This is a genomic window from Blautia sp. HCP3S3_C12 (genome assembly GCF_052064155.1).
GTDB lineage: Bacteria > Bacillota > Clostridia > Lachnospirales > Lachnospiraceae > Blautia_A.
The window spans coordinates 14,497-32,679 of the sequence record NZ_JBQHWC010000026.1 but is presented as its reverse complement, the minus strand read 5'-3'; the positions used below and the strand labels follow the sequence as shown (position 1 = coordinate 32,679).

Below are 18,183 nucleotides of genomic sequence, written 5' to 3'. Positions count from 1 at the left end.
GGATGGGGAAAATACGGATGTCATACAGGATAACGAAAATATTAAATCATAATTCCTTTATGGGAATTGAGAGTAAAAATGATCAGGAATGTCTGATTATGGGAAAGGGAGTTGCTTTTGGCAAAAAAGTGGGACAGACCGTGGAGAGGCAAAGGAAATTATCAAGTCTGTTTCGCCACTGTGTCTGGAGCTTGCCAATGAGGTGCTGGATCAGGCAGAAGAGGAATTTGGAAAGGTTGACCGTTCCATTCTTTTTACCATGGCAGACCATCTTGATTTCGCTGTCCGCCGTATACAGAACGGTGAACAGATCAGTAATCCACTGACAGATGACATCCGTATTATGTTTTATAAAGAATATAAGGTTGCGGGATGTATCCGTGACCTTCTGAAAGAAAAACTGGGAATCAGGATTGATGAACATGAGATCGGATATATTGCCCTCCATGTTCATGCTGCCATTGTGGATGAGAATGTTTCTCAGGCAATGGAAATCGCCAGAACAGTCAGGGAATGTATCTGTATGGTTGAGGAAGAGACCGGAAAATCTATTGATGTAATGTCTCTGAGCTATAACCGTCTGATGAACCATGTACGATATATGGTTGCCAGAGCCATTCATGGGGAAAAACTGAAAATGAGTCTGAATGACTATATGTCTGTGAAATTTCCCGTTCCCTATATGACAGCTGAGAAAATCTGTCGTAAAATGGAGAAAAGCCTAAAGCTTCCCATACCGGATATAGAGATCGGTTATCTGGCAATGCATCTGGAGAGAATGATGGACAGGGAAGAAGAATAAAAATCAGAGGAGAATAAAAGGATGAAATCATTTGAATATACTGTTAAAGACGAACTTGGAATCCATGCAAGACCGGCAGGACTTCTGGTAAAAGAGGCAAAGAAGTTCCAGTCCGAATGTACGATCACAAAGGGTGACAAAACAAAAAAACTGACACAGCTTATGATGCTTATGTCTTTGGGCGTAAAGCAGGGCGATACAGTTACCGTAAGTGCAGAAGGGGCTGATGAGGATACCGCAATTGCTGAGTTAAAGGCATTTTTTGAGAATAACTTATAATTTCAGCCAGGGATATACATATTAAAATTCATCATAAATAAGAAGGAGGAAAAAACAATGCAGAGTTATCAGGGAAAATCTGTGTATAAGGGAATTGCAATGGGACCGGTTGTGGTTCTGAAGAAAAATGATTATCAGGTAAAACGTACACGGATTGAGGATCCGGAGGCGGAAATCAAACGAGTAGATGAAGCCCTGGAAAAATCCAAGGAGCAGCTCCAGAAGCTTTATGATAAAGCTGTTCAAGAGGTTGGAGAAGCAAGTGCTGCTATTTTTGAAGTACATCAGATGATGCTGGAGGATGATGATTATCTGGAAGCAATCCAGAATACGATCCGTACAGAGCAGATTAATGCAGAGTATGCAGTAGCTGCTACAGGCGATAATTTTGCTGAAATGTTTGCCTCCATGGATGATGATTATATGAAAGCACGTTCTGCAGATATCAAGGATATTTCAGAGCGTCTGGTCCGTAATCTCAGCGGACAGGATGATGCAGATTTAAGTTCAATTGAACCATCAATCATCGTGGCAGATGATCTGAGCCCAAGTGAAACGGTACAGATGGACAAAGACAAGATCCTGGCATTTGTGACAGTTCACGGTTCCACAAATTCTCATACAGCAATTCTTGCACGTATGATGAATATTCCGGCGCTGATCGGTGTAGATATGAATCTGGGAGAAATTCACACAGGAATGGAGGCAGTTGTAGATGGATTCCAGGGTACTGTGATCTTTGAGCCGGATGAGACTGTGAAAGCACAGACAACAGAGAAAATGGCTGAAGAAGCAGAGAAGCTCAGACTGCTCCAGGAACTTAAGGGTAAGGAAAACGTAACTCTGGATGGCCATAAGATCAATATCTATGCCAATATCGGAAGTGTTGGAGATATCGGCTATGTTATGGAAAATGATGCAGGAGGAATCGGTCTTTTCAGAAGTGAATTCCTGTATCTGGGCAGAAATGATTTCCCTACAGAGGAGGAACAGTTCCAGGCCTATAAGCAGGCGGTACAGATGATGGCAGGCAAGAAGGTGATCATCCGTACACTGGATATCGGAGCAGACAAGCAGGTAGATTACTTTAATCTGGGAAATGAAGATAATCCGGCTATGGGTTATCGTGCAATCCGTATCTGCCTGAAGCAGCCGGAAATCTTCAAGACACAGCTTCGTGCTCTCCTGAGAGCAGCAGTATATGGAAATCTGTCTATTATGTATCCTATGATCACTTCCACTGAGGAAGTAAAGAAAATCTATGAGATCGTGGCAGAGGTTGAAGAGGAGCTGAAAGCACAGGAGATTCAGTACAAGATTCCTGAGCAGGGAATTATGATTGAAACTCCGGCAGCAGCGATCATCAGTGACAGACTTGCGGAAATGGTAGATTTCTTCAGTATCGGTACCAACGACCTGACACAGTATACATTGGCTATTGACCGTCAGAATGAGAAACTGGATGAGTTCTATAATCCACACCATGAAGCACTGCTTCGCATGATCCAGATGGTAGTGGACAATGCACATAAATGTGGAAAATGGGCCGGCATCTGTGGAGAACTGGGTGCAGATACTACCCTGACTGAGGAGTTTGTACGCATGGGACTGGATGAACTGTCTGTGGCACCGTCTATGGTATTGAAGCTGCGTAAGATTGTTCGGGAGATGAAGGTAGAAGGATAATTGTAAAAAAAATTGCAACTGTAAAATGTAAAATATATGCAGGGGGCTGACCGGGAGTACGGTCAGCCCCCTGAAATGTTTTTACCAGAATCAATGAGGATTTTTTTATTTAGCGGATGTCTATTTATCTGCCCCATAATATCTGTCATCGCCGAAGCCAAGGATCAGCATGAAGATTGGCGGTAAGAAGATAAGGCCAATGGCGAATCCTGTGCCTCTGCCGAAGGCTCTTGCAAGCTTAATGCTGTACATAATACTGATGATGACAAGTATGATTTTGATCAGTATGACGAGCATGTAGACTGTTAAGCTTTCCCTTGTTTCCAGGGTTCCCTGCAGGTAAGAGGATACGATTCCCAGGATGAGAGTCAGCCAGAAATATGCAGGCTGCCATGCGATTTTATAAGAAATATAATCGCCATATATTGGAATAATACTTTTCCATCCGGCTTCCCCTGCTTTGGTAAAGATTCTCCAGTTGGCAATGATCTGCAGAAGCCACCATGTGAATGCGACCATCAGATACATACCGCCCAAGAGCATCAGACTGCTGATTGCTATAAGTCCCATTTGAGTTTCCTCCTGTTCTTCTTAAGAATATGATGCATGTGAAAAAATATAGTATTGACATAGTCAAGTAGTTAAATTAATTAAAGCACATTCGTATTTTTTCGTCAATTATTATGGATCAAATATCCTCTTTTTTACATTGTGACATTTGTACCCGGCGCACAAGGCTTCCGTAAAATGCAGCCAGAATCTGCTGGAACAGGGTTCCAATCATAACCGGAAACAGACATTCTGCAGGAAAATATGCACCGGCGATCACTGCACCGGCGCTGATGTTACGCATGCCGGAGCCATAGATCATAGAAACGGTAGATTCCTTATTCTGTTTTGTGACTATGGCAATCAGCCAGCCAATGGCATATCCGCTGGCAGACAGTACCAGAATTATAGCTGTTACAGCCAGACGTTCTCCATTCAGATGCTTTATATAGGGAGAAACCTTGGAGGAATTGGAAGTCACCACAAAAATCAGACACATTTTTGAAAAAGGTGCAAGTTTTTTTGGCCAGGTTTCCATTACTTTTCCATGACTGAATTCATTAAGGCACATGGCGATCACTGCCGGAAGAGCAATCATAAATACCAGTTCTTTCATCATTCCAGCAGTATCCATTTTAATATTGGATCCAACCAGGATTTTCAATGTGGCAGGAATCAGAAAGGGAGAAAGGATGGTATCCAAAATGACCAGTGAAAGGGAAAGGGGATTGTTTCCATTATAAATGGATACCCACATCAGGCTGATCACTGCAACAGGAACCGAAAACTCCAGTACAATTCCGGTAATATAATTAATATTTTCCGGAAAAAACAGAAGTCCCACACCATAGGCGGTCACCGGAATCAGAATATGTAAAACCAGAAACATCAGGATCAGAGGAAGTGGACGTTTAAATACATTTGCTATATCCCGGAACCTGGATTTCAGTGCTCCGATAAAGGTCATAAAAGCAAAAACATAGGTGACATAAGGTACACCATGCCTTGCAATATCCGGAAAAAGTACGCCCACCATAAGGCAGACCGGCGTTACAAAGGGCATACATTTTTCCATAAAGCTGTTAAATTTATTGAGCATATTACACCTCGGCTTTTACGTATGATTTTTTTACAGTTTACCACAAAAAAGTGTAAGAGCAATGGTGAAATGAAAAAAATTGCAGTAAAAAGAGAGACCATCTTGTGCGGATTGGTCTCTCTTTTGCGTAGGTATTATTTTTTAATCTCCGGCTGGAATTCTTTTACATCTTTGGCAATCTCGCCGCTTAACAGGAGCATGCAGATCAGGTTCGGGATAGCCATCAGTGCGTTGGCGATATCGGAGAAGTTCCATACCAGGCTGAGAGTCTGGGTACATCCGATATAGACTACCAGTGAAAATATGATTCTGTAGACCATATTATATTTGTGCGTTCCAAACAGGTACTCGAAAGCTTTTTCACCATGATACTCCCAGCCAAGGATGGTGGAAAAAGCGAATAATGTGATGCCGATGGTTACCAGCCAGCCGCCTGCAGAACCCAGAATAGTTTCGAAAGCTGCGATAGTAACGTCGGAGCCTGTGAGAAGTTCTCCGGCTGCATTTGTTGTTCCAAGTACTCCGGAGGAGGCAATTGCCAGTCCGGTGATGGTACATACAACGATAGTATCCCAGAAGGTTCCGGTCATGTTTATGTAGCCCTGACGTACAGGATTATCAGTGGTTGCTGCGGCTGCTGTGATTGCAGCGGAACCCATACCAGCTTCATTGGAGAAGACACCACGTGCAACACCGAATCTCATGGCATTCATCATGGAAGCAACGATGGAACCGCAAAGTCCGCCGCCCACTGCTTTTACGGAGAAAGCCATTTTGAAGATCATGGCCAGACCGGAAGGCAGGTTGGAAATATTTCCAATGATTACGATCAGACCGCAGATAACGTAAAAGATTGCCATGGTAGGAACAACAACAGCGGAAACTTTGGAGATGGATTTGATTCCGCCTACAATGATGACCAGGGATAAAACAGTGATCACAACTCCGGAAATCTGTGTCGGCACATTAAATGTGGAGTGAAGTGCGCTGGCAATGGAGTTGCCCTGTGTCATGTTTCCGATACCAAAGGAAGCGATAACAGCAAAAAGTGCAAACAGCCATGCAAGAATGGCACCAAAGGTTTTGTTTTTCAGTCCTTTTTTCATGGTGTACATAGGACCGCCGCTCATTTCGCCTTTTGCATTGACTTCACGATATTTGATGGCCAGCATACATTCACTGAATTTGGAAGTCAGACCGAAGGCTGCGGAAATCCACATCCATACCAGAGCTCCGGGACCGCCGGAAACCATAGCTGTGGCAACACCGACGATATTTCCGGTACCGATGGTGGCTGCAAGTGCAGTTGTCAGTGCGGAAAAAGGTGATACATCTCCCTGTCCGCGGTTCTTGGTGCGGGCTTCCTTGCTGAGTGTGCTTTTCAGCGCATAACCAAGATTACGCCATGTGAGAAATCTGGTGCGCACAGTCAGGAAGATACCGGTTCCGACCAACAGGATCAGCATCACCGGTCCCCAGACAAAGTCATCAATTTTGGTAACAATTTCGTTTAAAGAATCCATAAATCGTTCCCTCCCTCATAATTTTTATACTTTACCTTTCTTTCAGAACATATGAAGACATTACTTATTCCGGTCAGGGAAGCTATTTTCCCTCTGAAAAGCAAAAAGAGCCATGTTGTGAACAACATCGCTCTTCTTAGGTAAGTATTAATTTACTGTATTATAAGCTTGTTTTATAGGGATTGTCAATACAATTTCTCTGGAAAATAGTATGTGTGAAATGATATAATAAAAAGGCATTATTTTTATGTGGGTGGAAGACAAGGGGAAAAAGGTGAGATAAAAAATGTATACAGAATAATCATAAGAAAATCTTAAGAATTTGTCCCTTTCATATTAAGATGCTTTGATTATTCTAATATTATAGCAATTCCATAAAATAAGAAGCCGGGATGTCTGTACATGAGAGATTTCAGACAGGCATTTCGGATGATGAGGGAGGTGTGTAAAGTGGCGAATATTCTGGTCTGTGATGATGATAAAGACATTGTAGAGGCAATCAGTATTTATCTGGAGCAGGAAGGTTATACGGTCCTGAAGGCATACGACGGTGTGGAGGCGATTAACGCATTGCGCAGTCAGTCGGTGGATCTGCTGATCATAGATATTATGATGCCGAAGTTAGATGGCATCCGGGCTACTTTGAAGATAAGGGAAGAGAATCCTCTTCCGATCATTATTCTTTCTGCGAAATCAGAGGATGCAGATAAGATCCTTGGATTAAATGTAGGGGCAGATGATTATGTAACCAAGCCCTTTAATCCCCTGGAACTGGTGGCAAGGGTGAAATCACAGCTTCGAAGATATACAAGGCTGGGAGCAGCAATACCTGTGGAGAATGCTCATATCTACGAGACAGGAGGTCTGAGCATAAACGATGACCTGAAGGAAGTCAGGGTGGACGGTGATGTGGTGAAGCTGACACCCATTGAGTACAATATCCTGCTTCTGCTGATGAAGAATCAGGGAAGGGTATTTTCCATTAATCAGATTTACGAAAACATCTGGAATGAGGAAGCAGTTGCTGCAGATAATACGGTGGCAGTGCATATCCGGCATATCAGAGAAAAAATTGAGATTAATCCAAGGGAGCCAAGATACCTGAAGGTTGTGTGGGGACTTGGATATAAGGTGGAAAAAATTTAACCAAATCAAGTAAGTCCCCTGCTTCAATTGCGAAAAGCAATAAGCAGTGGGTGGGGACTTGCTTGTATCAGGAGGCGTGCAAGCGCATTCTGATAAACTGCGAAGCAGTTATTTGGTTATGAGCAAGTAGCAAAGCGGATTGCGAATATCCGCTTGATAAAGCAATAAATTAAATAAAAAAGGAAAGGGACAAACATTATGAAGGGAAAAGGATACAGAAGCAGTTCTGTCAAGGCAATCTGGATCGTGATCGCGCATCTGGCAGTAGTTGCAGCAGCAGTCTGTGTAGCTATGTTTGTGATGATCTATCAGACTGGAATCCGCCTGGATGACAGAGGCAAAAGTTACACAGAATCAGAAGCATTTGAGAAACAGGTCAGCAACAGAGGATCAGATATTTTGGTCAGTCTGGCAGCGCAGGATGACATTAACTATCTGAAAAATGCTGGTTCATCGGCAGTAATCGATCTGGCAGAATTTGAGGAAAAAGGAAACACCCGTGATTCCATCAGAGACCTTTCTCTGAAAAATACTTCCGGGCTTGCGTACTCTGTAAGTGATCTTCTGGAGTGGGGAAAAGACTGGGAGGCAAACTATTATGAAGGTGTTTATGACGAAGATTCACAGGTCATAAGATGTGAATCTTCTGACGGAACCAGCCACTATTTTTATCGGACTGACTTTAAAAAGATGGTGGCAGATGGAACACTGAAAATTAATTACAATACAGATTTTCTTGAAGAAGATGATTTCGAATCAAAGACCGAGTCCGAGAAACTGGATACCGTAGCAGATGAACTTTATTACAGATATACCTCACAATCAGAGAATATCGGCAACGTTACGGATACCAGAACAAACACAGAATATCCGGGATGTTTTTTCGTAGAACTGAGTCAGCTGGACGAGAAATTTGCACCACAGGGAGCTGAGAATATCCTGGATGCGGTAAACAAAAGCACGGAATGGAATGGGAGACTGGAGGATGCATATAAGGAGTTATTCACACTTCTGGACTGCATCCGTGCCATACAGTCAGATGAACAGTTCAATGATTATGAAACATCACTGGCATCCGTCTTTCACAGCGTGGGAGACTATACCGAAGGGAGTACCAACCTCACATATCTTTTCGCAGATAAAGAAACACAGACAATCTATACAAATAAAAAAGCGTACAGCAGTTACGCACAGCTGGAGCAGAACCTTGAGAAAATATTTAAGGAAAAAGCATATGCAGTTGTTTACCCGGAATTAAGTGAGTGTGTTACAAATATTCCGGGTGCAGATCTGCAGGTGTGGAATCATACCATTGATCAGAGCTTTGACACAAAGGATTTTGTATTTGCAGTTTCGGTTGATACAAAATTTTCTGTGGCAGATTCCATGGCTGATGAGGCAGAGAACTATGAGACATATTCAAAGCTTATGTTTCCGATGCTGGCAGGAGCAATCTTCGGAAGTGTGCTCTGGCTGATCGGTATGGTGTGGCTGACTGTGACAGCAGGAAGGAGACCAGAGGATGAAGAAATACATCTGAATGGATTTGACAGATGGTATACAGAAATTGCGGCAGGAACAGTAATCGGTATATGGCTGGCAGGAACGATCATATCGGGAACCTTGATCGCCAACTCATCATTGGGTTACAGTCATGTAGTAGTGACAGTGATTGTTATCTGTCTCATATGTGGGACTTATACAATGGCATGGTTTCTGATCGGATATCTCAGCCTGGTAAGAAGAATAAAGGCAGGAACCTTATGGAAAAACAGTCTGATTAGAAAAGTTCTGAAATGGATTGGAAAATGCAGTGGGAAGCTTGCTGATTTTGCCAGAGCTTTTTCCAGAAATACAGCAGAAAAAATAAAAGTTCTACTTGTGGGAGGTGCATTTTTATTTTTGCAGTTCCTGATCATCGGCTGCGTATTCAGTGGTGCAGGAGTATTTCTGCTGGCATTGATGGCTGTAGATGTGGCTGTTATGATTTTCGCCATCAGAAAAGCGGACGGACTGGATCTTATTATGGATGGTCTGAAGAAAATAAGCGATGGAGAACTGCAGTATAAGATCAAAACAGATACACTTACCGGAAAACAGAAGGTGATGGCAGAATATATCAACAATATTGGTGGTGGTCTGGATGCAGCTGTGGAGAACAGCCTGAAAAAAGAAAGAATGCAGACAGAGCTGATCACAAATGTTTCTCATGATCTGAAAACACCTCTGACTTCCATTATCAATTATGTGGATCTGATGAAACGTGAGAATCCGACAGATCCGAAAATACAGGAATATCTTCGCATCCTGGATGAGAAATCCCAGAGACTGAAGGTGCTCACAGAGGATGTGGTAGAGGCATCCAAGGCAAGCACAGGAAACATCAAACTGGAGATGAATGATATTGATTTTGTGGAAATGGTGCAGCAGGTGATCGGAGAATTTGAAGAGAAATTCCAGGAAAAGAATCTGACTATGATGGTACATTTCACAGATGAACCCTCCATTATTTACGCAGATGGTCAGAGAATGTGGCGTGTTCTGGAAAACGTATTCGGTAATGTTGTGAAGTACGCAATGGAGGGCACCAGAGTTTACGCAGAGATCAGCAACAGAAATAAAAAAGTAACCTTTTCCCTGAAAAATATTTCAGCACAGCCTTTGAATATCTCTGCGGATGAACTGACAGAACGGTTTATCAGAGGAGATGTGGCGAGAAATACAGAAGGAAGCGGACTGGGATTATCTATTGCAAAGAGCCTGACAGAGCTGCAGGGCGGTGAGTTTAAGCTGTATCTGGATGGGGATCTGTTTAAGGTAATGATCACATTTGTGGCGAAAAAATAAACGTAAGGGAAATAGATTGGAAAAATTCTCTGGTAAGTATGGGATATGTCTGATAAAATAAATATAATAGCAGATTTAAAGTGTGGGCAAAGATACAGAATAGTTTGTAGATGTAGGTTATAGTATCGGCATATTTATAACAAGGAGGTTTTTACATGAAGGTATTAAATTATGGTTCATTGAACGTGGATTATGTATATTCTGTGGATCACATTATTGTAGGAGGAGAAACACAGCATTCTTCCAAGCTGGAGGTTTTCAGTGGGGGAAAGGGACTGAATCAGTCCATAGCTCTGGCGAAGGCAGGTGTGCCGGTTTATCATGCGGGAATTGTAGGATCAGATGGGGATATTCTTCTGGATGCATGTAAGGAAGCGGGAGTAAATACCAAATATATCCGCAGGCTGCCGGTTAAGGGTGGACATACTATGATCCAGGTGGATAAGAATGCACAGAACTGCATTATTCTCTATGGCGGAACAAATCAGATGCAGACCAGAGAATTTGTAGACGAGGTGCTTGCAGATTTTGGTGAGGGAGATTATCTGCTTCTCCAAAATGAAATTAATATGCTGGATTATATTATTGACCAGGCGTATGAGAAAAAAATGAAGATTGTTATGAATCCATCTCCATTTGATGATAAGCTGAATACCTGTGATCTGGGCAAGATTTATCTGTTTTTATTGAATGAAATTGAGGGTGAACAGATTACAGGATACAGGGATAAGGATCAGATCCTGGATGCCATGGCAGAGAAATTTCCGAATGCCCGTTTTGTATTGACACTGGGCAGCGATGGAGCTGTTTATTATGATGGAAAGGAAAAAGTATTCCAGGATATTTTCAAGGTAAAAGCTGTGGATACTACAGCAGCAGGTGATACGTTTACCGGATATTTCATTGCTGCAGTTATTGAGGGCAGAAGTGTTCAGGAGGCTCTGAGGATGGCAGCCAAGGCTTCTTCCATTGCAGTTTCCAGACCTGGGGCAACTCCTTCCATTCCGGCAATGGATGAAGTGAAGAGAGAACTGGGGATGGTTGAATAACTGTGCATCACAAGTTTGTTATTTTCAAAGGTGTTGATGAAAAGTAGAAAGGACACAGAAGATGGACTACAGTTTTAACAGCAGAGTCAGATACAGTGAAACAGGTGAGGATGGCAGGTTGACATTGCCGGGAGTTTTGAATTATTTTCAGGATTGCAGTACATTTCATGCGGAGTCGATCGGGCTTGGCGGCAATGTACTGAAAAACAGAGACAGGGCATGGGTTCTTTCTTCCTGGCAGGTGGTTGTTGAGGAATATCCGGTACTGGGAACTGAAATCAGGATCAGGACTGCGCCATATGCATTTAAGGGATTTATGGGTATGCGTAATTTTGTCATGGAAACAACTGATGGGAAAAAGCTTGCCTGGGCAAACACCAACTGGACATATCTGACGATCAGCACAGGAATTCCCACAAGGCTGACTCCGGCAGATACAGATAGCTATGTGCTCAGTGAAAAGCTGGAAATGGATTATGCTCCGAGAAAAATCAAATTGCCGGAAGACATGATATCGCAGGAAGCTTTTGTTGTGCAGAAACATCATCTGGATACGAACCATCATGTGAATAACTGTCAGTACATTTGTATGGCAGAAGATTTTTTGCCCACAGATTTTGAAATATATCAGATGCGTGCAGAATATAAAATGCAGGCAAAGATGGGAGATGCTATCTGTCCGAAAGTGAAAACAGAAGCTGAAAAGATAGTTGTATCACTGGATGACAGAGAAGGAAATCCATATGCGATTGTAGAATTTCAGCATAAGAAGCAGGAGCTATTGTAATTTTCTAAAATAATAAACATACAAGTTGGTACATGTACCATACAAGTGCTATAATACAGATACCAGGAGATTTTCCGGGCGGGATATGCAGAAAAACCGGAACATCTGAAAGCTATTGTAAAAGAATATCTGAAAAGCAAAAGGAGAGGTACGAATCATGCTGGAGAAATTAAAAGAGGAAGTTTACAAAGCAAATATGGATCTTCCCAAATACGGACTTGTTACATTTACATGGGGAAATGTAAGCGGAATTGACAGAGAATCAGGACTTTTTGTTATCAAACCAAGTGGAGTTGACTATGACCTGCTGACACCGGATGATATGGTTGTTGTAGACCTGAACGGAAACAAAATAGAAGGAAAATACAATCCATCTTCTGATACAGCAACTCATGTAGAACTGTATAAAGCATTCCCGAACATTGGAGGAGTTGTACATACACATTCTTCATGGGCAACAAGCTGGGCACAGGCCGGAAGAGCAATCCCATGTTATGGAACCACACATGCAGATTACATTTATGGTGAAGTTCCATGTGCACGCTGTCTGGAAGGCAAAGAATTTGAAGAATACGAGAAAAACACAGGACTTCTGATCGTTGACCTGTTCAAGGATAAAGATTATGAAGCAGTGCCTGCAGTACTTTGCAAAAACCATGGACCATTTGCATGGGGTAAGGATGCTCATGAAGCAGTACATAACGCAGTTGTTCTTGAAGAAGTTGCCAAGATGGCATCCCGCTGTGAGCTGATCAATCCACAGGTAAAACCTGCTCCACAGGATCTGCAGGATAAGCACTACTTTAGAAAACATGGTGCAAATGCATATTATGGACAGGGAAATAAATAATTGCTGATCTGAAAATAAAAGATATGAACCTGTAATAGGTATAAAAAATCTCCCGGATAAGAGTGTGCTTTTTTGAACAGCCGGGAGATTTTTGGTATATACGGGAGGAACTTATGATTTATAAAAAGATTGAAATTAAAGTAGACGGATATAAAGAAACCGCAGATTTATATACTTATTTCCTGGATAATTCAATTGAAATGAACATTAACAGAAAGCGTCCGGTAGTTGTAATCTGTCCGGGTGGCGGTTATACAATGACTTCTGACAGAGAGGCAGAACCGATTGCAATGCAGTATCTGGCAAAAGGATATCATGCGGTGATTCTGCGCTACAGTGTAGAACCTGCCAGATATCCGCTGGCACTCTTGCAGCTTGCGAAATCCGTAGCTTTCTTAAGAGAGAATGCAGCAGAATTTCATATTGATACGAATAAGATTGTAATTCAGGGTTTCTCAGCAGGAGGACACCTGGCAGCAAGTCTGGGTGTTTTCTGGAAGAAAAATTTCATTGCAGAAACACTTGGAATAGATTCAGAAATGGTGAAGCCAAACGGTATGATCTTAAGTTATCCGGTAATTACTTCCGGTGAATTTGCACATACAGGATCTTTTGAATGTCTGCTTGGAGAGGATTATAATGATCTGGATAAACGAAAAGAACAGTCCCTGGAATTCCAGGTATCCAGAGATACACCGCCAACATTCCTGTGGCATACAGTGACGGATGACTGTGTTCCTGTAGAGAATTCTCTGTTGTTTTTTAACGCACTGCGTAAATTGGAAATACCTGTAGAGATGCATCTTTATCCGGTTGGCGGACATGGACTGAGTCTTGCAAATGAAGAGACAAGCTATGAAGACGGAGGCTGCGTGCAGAAAGAGTGCCAGTCCTGGATGGAACTGGCGTGCAAGTGGATGCAGAATATATAATACACGATAAAGAATCTGTCTGAGTGTATGTGAAATCGAGTTGGAATAAAATACATCCTGATCTATAGTGAACAGTAACGTAAAATAAGATAATAAAAAATAATAAGGCGGCATTGTGCCGCCTTTATTATTTATGTTATACTGAAATATAAAGCTAATGTCAGAGGATGATGAAAGTATAGTATATTTTTAATTTTCTTTAAAAAGATACTATCACAGCAGAAATGGAGATTATATGATAGAGTTAGGAAAAAAACAGAAATTAACAGTAGTAAAGTCCGTAGATTTCGGTGTATATCTGGGTGAGGATATGCAGGCAGATGCAAAGAATCGTGTCCTTCTTCCGTCCAGACAGGTTCCGGAAGGAACAAAGGAAGGCGACAGCATTGAAGCATTTATCTACAAGGATTCTCAGGACCGCCTTATTGCAACAACAAAAGAAGCAAAGCTTCAGGTAGGTCAGACAGCAGTTCTGAAAGTCTCTCAGGTAACAAGGATTGGTGCATTCCTTGACTGGGGACTGGAGAAAGACCTTCTGCTTCCATATCATGAGCAGACTCTGAAGGTAAGAGAGGGAGAAGATGTACTGGTAGCACTCTATATTGACAAGAGCAGCCGTCTCTGTGCAACTATGAAGGTTTATCATTATCTTTCCACCAGAACTCCTTATGTAGTGGGAGATATGGTGAAGGGTCGTGTCTATGAGATCAGCGACAGATTCGGTGTATTTGTGGCAGTTGATGATAAATATTCTGCACTGATCCCTGCAAGAGAAGCCAAGGGAAAATACCGTCCGGGCAAGATCCTTGAGCTGCGTGTCAGCGAAGTAAAAGAAGACGGAAAAATGAATGTTACAGACCGCCAGAAAGCATATCTTCAGATCAATGAGGATGCAGAAAATGTTCTTGAAGTGATCAATGAGTTTGCAGGTGTTCTTCCATTTGATGACAAGGCATCACCGGAAGTAATCCAGAGAGAATTTGGTTTGAGCAAGGGAGCATTTAAACGTGCCATTGGTCATTTGATGAAGGAAGGCAAAGTAGAGATTAAAGATAAGAGGATCTACGCAAAATAATAACAGAACTCTAAGAGAGTTAAATTTATAAAAATATGCTGCCATAAAATTGCAGATATCAGAACAGGAGAGAAATAGAGTTGGAGTTTACACATCTTCATGTCCATACAGAATACAGTCTGCTGGATGGTTCCAATAAAATAAAAGAATATGTAGCCCGTGTCAAGGAGCTTGGCATGGACAGTGCGGCGATCACAGATCATGGAGTTATGTACGGTGTGATTGATTTTTATCGCGCAGCAAGGGCTGAGGGAATCAATCCGATTCTGGGATGTGAGGTTTATGTAGCTCCCGGATCCAGATTTGACCGTGAAGCAGGAAGCGGCGAGGACAGATACTACCACCTGGTTCTTCTGGCAGAAAATAATCAGGGGTATGCAAACCTGATGAAGATAGTATCAAAGGGTTTCACAGAAGGTTTTTATTATAAACCTCGAGTAGACCTTGCGGTATTAAAAGAATACCATGAGGGGATTATCGCATTAAGTGCCTGCCTGGCAGGTGAAGTGGCCAGATATCTTCAGAGAGGAATGTACGAAGATGCAAAGGCAGCAGCTCTTCGTTATCAGGATATTTTTGGCAAAGGCAATTTCTTCCTGGAATTACAGGATCATGGAATCCCTGCGCAGAGACTGGTAAATCAGGAACTTCTCCGTATGCACGAAGAAACAGGGATTGACCTTGTGGCAACTAATGATGTGCATTATACAAGGGCGGAGGATGCTGATCCTCATGATATTCTTCTCTGCCTGCAGACAAACAAGAAACTGGCAGACGAGGACAGAATGCGTTATGAGGGTGGTCAGTATTATGTGAAATCTCCTGAGGAAATGGCAGAACTTTTCCCATATGCTCTGGAAGCATTGGAGAATACCCATAAGATTGCACAGAGATGTCATGTTGAGATTGAATTTGGCGTGACCAAGCTTCCAAGATTCGATGTGCCGGATGGTCTTACATCCTGGGAATATCTTAATAAATTATGCTTCGAGGGACTGGAGGAACGCTATCAGCCGGTTACAGAGGAATTAAAAGCTCGTCTGAATTACGAATTATCTACTATAAAAAATATGGGCTACGTGGATTACTTCCTTATAGTATGGGATTTTATTAAATATGCCCGCGATCATGACATTATGGTAGGACCGGGACGTGGCTCTGCAGCGGGAAGTCTGGTTGCTTATACCTTGGGCATCACACAGCTTGATCCTATTCGCTATGATCTGCTCTTTGAGCGATTTCTGAATCCGGAACGAGTATCTATGCCTGATATTGACGTTGACTTCTGCTTCGAAAGAAGGCAGGAGGTTATTGAATATGTCCGCCGTAAATATGGGGATGACTGTGTGGTTCAGATCGTTACCTTTGGTACTCTGGCAGCCCGTGGGGTGATCCGGGATGTGGGCCGTGTGTTGGATATGCCTTATGCACAGGTGGATTCCATTGCGAAAATGATCCCGCAGGAATTAAATATCACGATAGATAAGGCCCTTACTATGAACCCTGAGCTGAAAAAAGCATACCAGGAGCAGGATGAAATTCATTATCTGATCGATATGGCAAGACGTCTGGAGGGACTTCCGCGTCATACCTCCATGCATGCGGCAGGTGTGGTCATCAGCCAGAAGGATGTATCAGAATATGTACCGCTTTCCAGAGCATCAGACGGTTCTATTGTCACTCAGTTTACCATGACAACACTGGAAGAACTGGGACTTCTGAAAATGGACTTCCTGGGACTTCGTACCCTGACTGTGATCCAGAATGCAGTAAAGCTGATCCAGAAGGATGCAGGTGTCACTCTGGACATGCAGAAGATCGATTATGATGATAAAAAGGTTCTGGATTCCCTTGGTACCGGCCGTTCTGACGGTGTATTTCAGCTTGAAAGTGCGGGAATGAAGAACTTCATGAAGGAACTGAAGCCTCAGAGCCTGGAAGATGTGATCGCGGGAATTTCTCTTTACCGTCCGGGTCCTATGGATTTCATCCCTCAGTACATCCGTGGTAAAAACCGTCCGGATACCATCCGCTACGACTGCCCTCAGCTGGAGTCAATCCTGAAGCCTACGTATGGGTGTATTGTCTATCAGGAGCAGGTTATGCAGATCGTCCGTAATCTGGCAGGTTATACTCTGGGCCGAAGCGACCTGGTGCGCCGTGCAATGTCCAAAAAGAAGGCCTCTGTCATGGAAAAGGAGCGCCAGAACTTTGTTTATGGAAATGAAGCAGAGGGAGTTCCCGGATGTATTGCAAATGGAATTGATGAGAAAACTGCAAATAAGATCTATGATGATATGATTGATTTTGCAAAGTATGCCTTTAATAAGTCCCATGCAGCAGCCTATGCAGTTGTTTCCTACCAGACAGCATATCTGAAGTACTATTATCCTGTAGAATTTATGGCTGCACTTATGACATCGGTTATTGATTTCCCAAATAAGGTTGCTGAATATATTCTGGTCTGCAGACAGATGGGGATTAAGATCCTGCCGCCGGATGTGAACTGTGGAATGTATGGATTCTCTGTAGATAACGGTGCGATCCGATATGGCCTGTCCGCGATCAAAAGTGTGGGACGACCGGTGATCGAAGCTCTGGTAAAGGAGAGGGAAGATAATGGTCAGTATCAATCCCTGAAGGATTTTATGGAGCGTAATTCTTCACAGATAAATAAGAGAGCAATAGAGAATTTTATCAAAGCGGGAGCGCTGGATTGTCTGGAGGGTAACCGTCGTCAGAAAATGATGGTCTACCAGCAGATTTCTGACAGTATCAGTCTGGAAAAAAAGAACTCCCTGGCAGGTCAGATGAGTTTGTTTGATCTGGTGAGCGATGAAGAAAAAAAAGTATTTGAAATTAGGATGCCCAATGTAGAGGAATATAATAAAGAAGAAATTCTTGCTTTTGAAAAAGATGTGCTGGGCATTTATCTGAGCGGACATCCTCTGGAGAGCTGCAGAGGAATAATGGAGAAAACCATCACAGCCAGAACCTCGGATTTTCAGCCAGATGAGGAAACAAACCTACCAAAGGTAATGGACAGTCAGAAGGTTATTATTGGTGGAATGATTACCGATAAAACTATAAAGTATACAAAAAATAATAAAGTGATGGCATTCCTGACAGTGGAGGATCTGGTGGGAACAGTAGAGGTTGTAGTGTTTCCCAGAGATTATGAGAAAAGCCAGAGTCTTTTGAATGAAGACGGTAAAGTTTTTATCCAGGGAAGAGTCTCTGCTGAAGATGACAAGGCCAGTAAGCTGATTCTGGAGAAAATCAGATCTTTTGATGATGTTCCGAGAGAGCTATGGATACAGTTCGACAGCCGCAGTGACTATGGCGAAAAGGAAACACAGCTGCTCCGGGATCTGCAGCTGTCTCCGGGAAATTCCGGTGTGGTGATCTATCTGAAGGATGTAAAAGCCATGAAAAAGCTTCCTATGAACTGGCAGGTACAGATACAGGAGCCCTGGCTGAGTCAGATGAGCAAAAAATATGGTAAAACCAATGTTAAAGTTGTAGAAAGAGGATTGAAAAAATTTTAGAAATGCGCTAA

The 18,183-nt window shown here is 42.6% G+C and carries 15 protein-coding genes; 12 read left to right on the top strand and 3 right to left on the bottom strand.

The window, feature by feature from the left end; genetic code table 11:
• Positions 1–2 precede the first annotated feature (2 nt).
• The 4 genes from ACTNDS_RS15420 to ptsP are packed head-to-tail and all read left to right on the top strand — an operon-like array spanning position 3 to position 2,767.
• The gene (locus ACTNDS_RS15420; RefSeq protein WP_441036702.1) at positions 3–326 is read left to right on the top strand and encodes a CAT RNA binding domain-containing protein; all 324 of its coding nucleotides are present in this window, start codon (positions 3–5) and stop codon (positions 324–326) included.
• Positions 260–802: a BglG family transcription antiterminator gene (locus tag ACTNDS_RS15415; protein ID WP_441036713.1), complete on the top strand. Its 543-nt coding sequence runs from the start codon at positions 260–262 to the stop codon at positions 800–802. Before ACTNDS_RS15420 ends, ACTNDS_RS15415 begins: the two co-directional genes overlap by 67 nt.
• Positions 803–823: 21 nt before the next feature.
• Positions 824–1,081, top strand: a complete 258-nt coding sequence (locus ACTNDS_RS15410; protein WP_019160322.1) for an HPr family phosphocarrier protein — start codon at positions 824–826, stop codon at positions 1,079–1,081.
• 57 nt (positions 1,082–1,138) lie between these two features.
• Entirely contained in the window at positions 1,139–2,767 is a 1,629-nt protein-coding gene (ptsP, locus tag ACTNDS_RS15405; protein WP_441036701.1) for a phosphoenolpyruvate--protein phosphotransferase, read from the top strand.
• A gap of 120 nt (positions 2,768–2,887) precedes the next feature.
• On the opposite strand, the gene ACTNDS_RS15400 is transcribed toward ptsP, so the two are convergent.
• The 3 genes from ACTNDS_RS15400 to ACTNDS_RS15390 form a co-directional block, all read right to left on the bottom strand.
• Positions 2,888–3,337, bottom strand: coding sequence for a DUF5684 domain-containing protein (locus ACTNDS_RS15400; RefSeq protein ID WP_441036700.1), 450 nt, complete (start codon positions 3,335–3,337; stop codon positions 2,888–2,890).
• Positions 3,338–3,455: 118 nt separating this feature from the next.
• On the bottom strand, positions 3,456–4,415 hold the full coding sequence (locus ACTNDS_RS15395; RefSeq protein WP_441036699.1) for a bile acid:sodium symporter family protein: 960 nt from the start codon (positions 4,413–4,415) through the stop codon (positions 3,456–3,458).
• Between the two features lie 134 nt (positions 4,416–4,549).
• A complete protein-coding gene (locus ACTNDS_RS15390; RefSeq protein ID WP_441036698.1) occupies positions 4,550–5,938 on the bottom strand; it encodes an alanine/glycine:cation symporter family protein in 1,389 nt (462 codons plus the stop codon).
• Positions 5,939–6,388: 450 nt separating this feature from the next.
• Here ACTNDS_RS15390 and ACTNDS_RS15385 point away from each other — a divergent pair, with 450 nt between their 5' ends.
• From ACTNDS_RS15385 to ACTNDS_RS15350, 8 genes are all read left to right on the top strand, one after another.
• Positions 6,389–7,084, top strand: a complete 696-nt coding sequence (locus ACTNDS_RS15385) for a response regulator transcription factor (RefSeq protein WP_173699381.1) — start codon at positions 6,389–6,391, stop codon at positions 7,082–7,084.
• A gap of 198 nt (positions 7,085–7,282) precedes the next feature.
• The gene (locus ACTNDS_RS15380; protein ID WP_441036697.1) at positions 7,283–9,931 is read left to right on the top strand and encodes a sensor histidine kinase; all 2,649 of its coding nucleotides are present in this window, start codon (positions 7,283–7,285) and stop codon (positions 9,929–9,931) included.
• A 155-nt stretch (positions 9,932–10,086) separates the two neighbouring features.
• Entirely contained in the window at positions 10,087–10,980 is an 894-nt protein-coding gene (locus ACTNDS_RS15375) for a ribokinase (protein WP_441036696.1), read from the top strand.
• A gap of 61 nt (positions 10,981–11,041) precedes the next feature.
• Positions 11,042–11,767, top strand: a complete 726-nt coding sequence (locus ACTNDS_RS15370; protein ID WP_441036695.1) for an acyl-[acyl-carrier-protein] thioesterase — start codon at positions 11,042–11,044, stop codon at positions 11,765–11,767.
• A 157-nt stretch (positions 11,768–11,924) separates the two neighbouring features.
• Positions 11,925–12,617, top strand: a complete 693-nt coding sequence (locus ACTNDS_RS15365; RefSeq protein ID WP_279325832.1) for an L-ribulose-5-phosphate 4-epimerase — start codon at positions 11,925–11,927, stop codon at positions 12,615–12,617.
• Positions 12,618–12,730: 113 nt separating this feature from the next.
• The gene (locus tag ACTNDS_RS15360; protein ID WP_173683338.1) at positions 12,731–13,549 is read left to right on the top strand and encodes an alpha/beta hydrolase; all 819 of its coding nucleotides are present in this window, start codon (positions 12,731–12,733) and stop codon (positions 13,547–13,549) included.
• 235 nt (positions 13,550–13,784) lie between these two features.
• Positions 13,785–14,624: a CvfB family protein gene (locus ACTNDS_RS15355; protein WP_441036694.1), complete on the top strand. Its 840-nt coding sequence runs from the start codon at positions 13,785–13,787 to the stop codon at positions 14,622–14,624.
• Positions 14,625–14,704: 80 nt separating this feature from the next.
• Positions 14,705–18,172, top strand: a complete 3,468-nt coding sequence (locus ACTNDS_RS15350; protein WP_441036693.1) for a DNA polymerase III subunit alpha — start codon at positions 14,705–14,707, stop codon at positions 18,170–18,172.
• The last annotated feature ends 11 nt before the right edge of the window (positions 18,173–18,183 follow it).

Excerpts from the sequence above, each read along its gene's own strand:
- ACTNDS_RS15420 (WP_441036702.1), top strand. The coding sequence starts at position 3 with ATGGGGAAAATACGGATGTCATACAGGATAACGAAAATATTAAATCAT.
- ACTNDS_RS15415 (WP_441036713.1), top strand. The coding sequence starts at position 260 with ATGGCAGACCATCTTGATTTCGCTGTCCGCCGTATACAGAACGGTGAA.
- ACTNDS_RS15410 (WP_019160322.1), top strand. The coding sequence starts at position 824 with ATGAAATCATTTGAATATACTGTTAAAGACGAACTTGGAATCCATGCA.
- ptsP (WP_441036701.1), top strand. The coding sequence starts at position 1,139 with ATGCAGAGTTATCAGGGAAAATCTGTGTATAAGGGAATTGCAATGGGA.
- ACTNDS_RS15400 (WP_441036700.1), bottom strand. The coding sequence starts at position 3,337 with ATGGGACTTATAGCAATCAGCAGTCTGATGCTCTTGGGCGGTATGTAT.
- ACTNDS_RS15395 (WP_441036699.1), bottom strand. The coding sequence starts at position 4,415 with ATGCTCAATAAATTTAACAGCTTTATGGAAAAATGTATGCCCTTTGTA.
- ACTNDS_RS15390 (WP_441036698.1), bottom strand. The coding sequence starts at position 5,938 with ATGGATTCTTTAAACGAAATTGTTACCAAAATTGATGACTTTGTCTGG.
- ACTNDS_RS15380 (WP_441036697.1), top strand. The coding sequence starts at position 7,283 with ATGAAGGGAAAAGGATACAGAAGCAGTTCTGTCAAGGCAATCTGGATC.
- ACTNDS_RS15375 (WP_441036696.1), top strand. The coding sequence starts at position 10,087 with ATGAAGGTATTAAATTATGGTTCATTGAACGTGGATTATGTATATTCT.
- ACTNDS_RS15370 (WP_441036695.1), top strand. The coding sequence starts at position 11,042 with ATGGACTACAGTTTTAACAGCAGAGTCAGATACAGTGAAACAGGTGAG.
- ACTNDS_RS15365 (WP_279325832.1), top strand. The coding sequence starts at position 11,925 with ATGCTGGAGAAATTAAAAGAGGAAGTTTACAAAGCAAATATGGATCTT.
- ACTNDS_RS15360 (WP_173683338.1), top strand. The coding sequence starts at position 12,731 with ATGATTTATAAAAAGATTGAAATTAAAGTAGACGGATATAAAGAAACC.
- ACTNDS_RS15355 (WP_441036694.1), top strand. The coding sequence starts at position 13,785 with ATGATAGAGTTAGGAAAAAAACAGAAATTAACAGTAGTAAAGTCCGTA.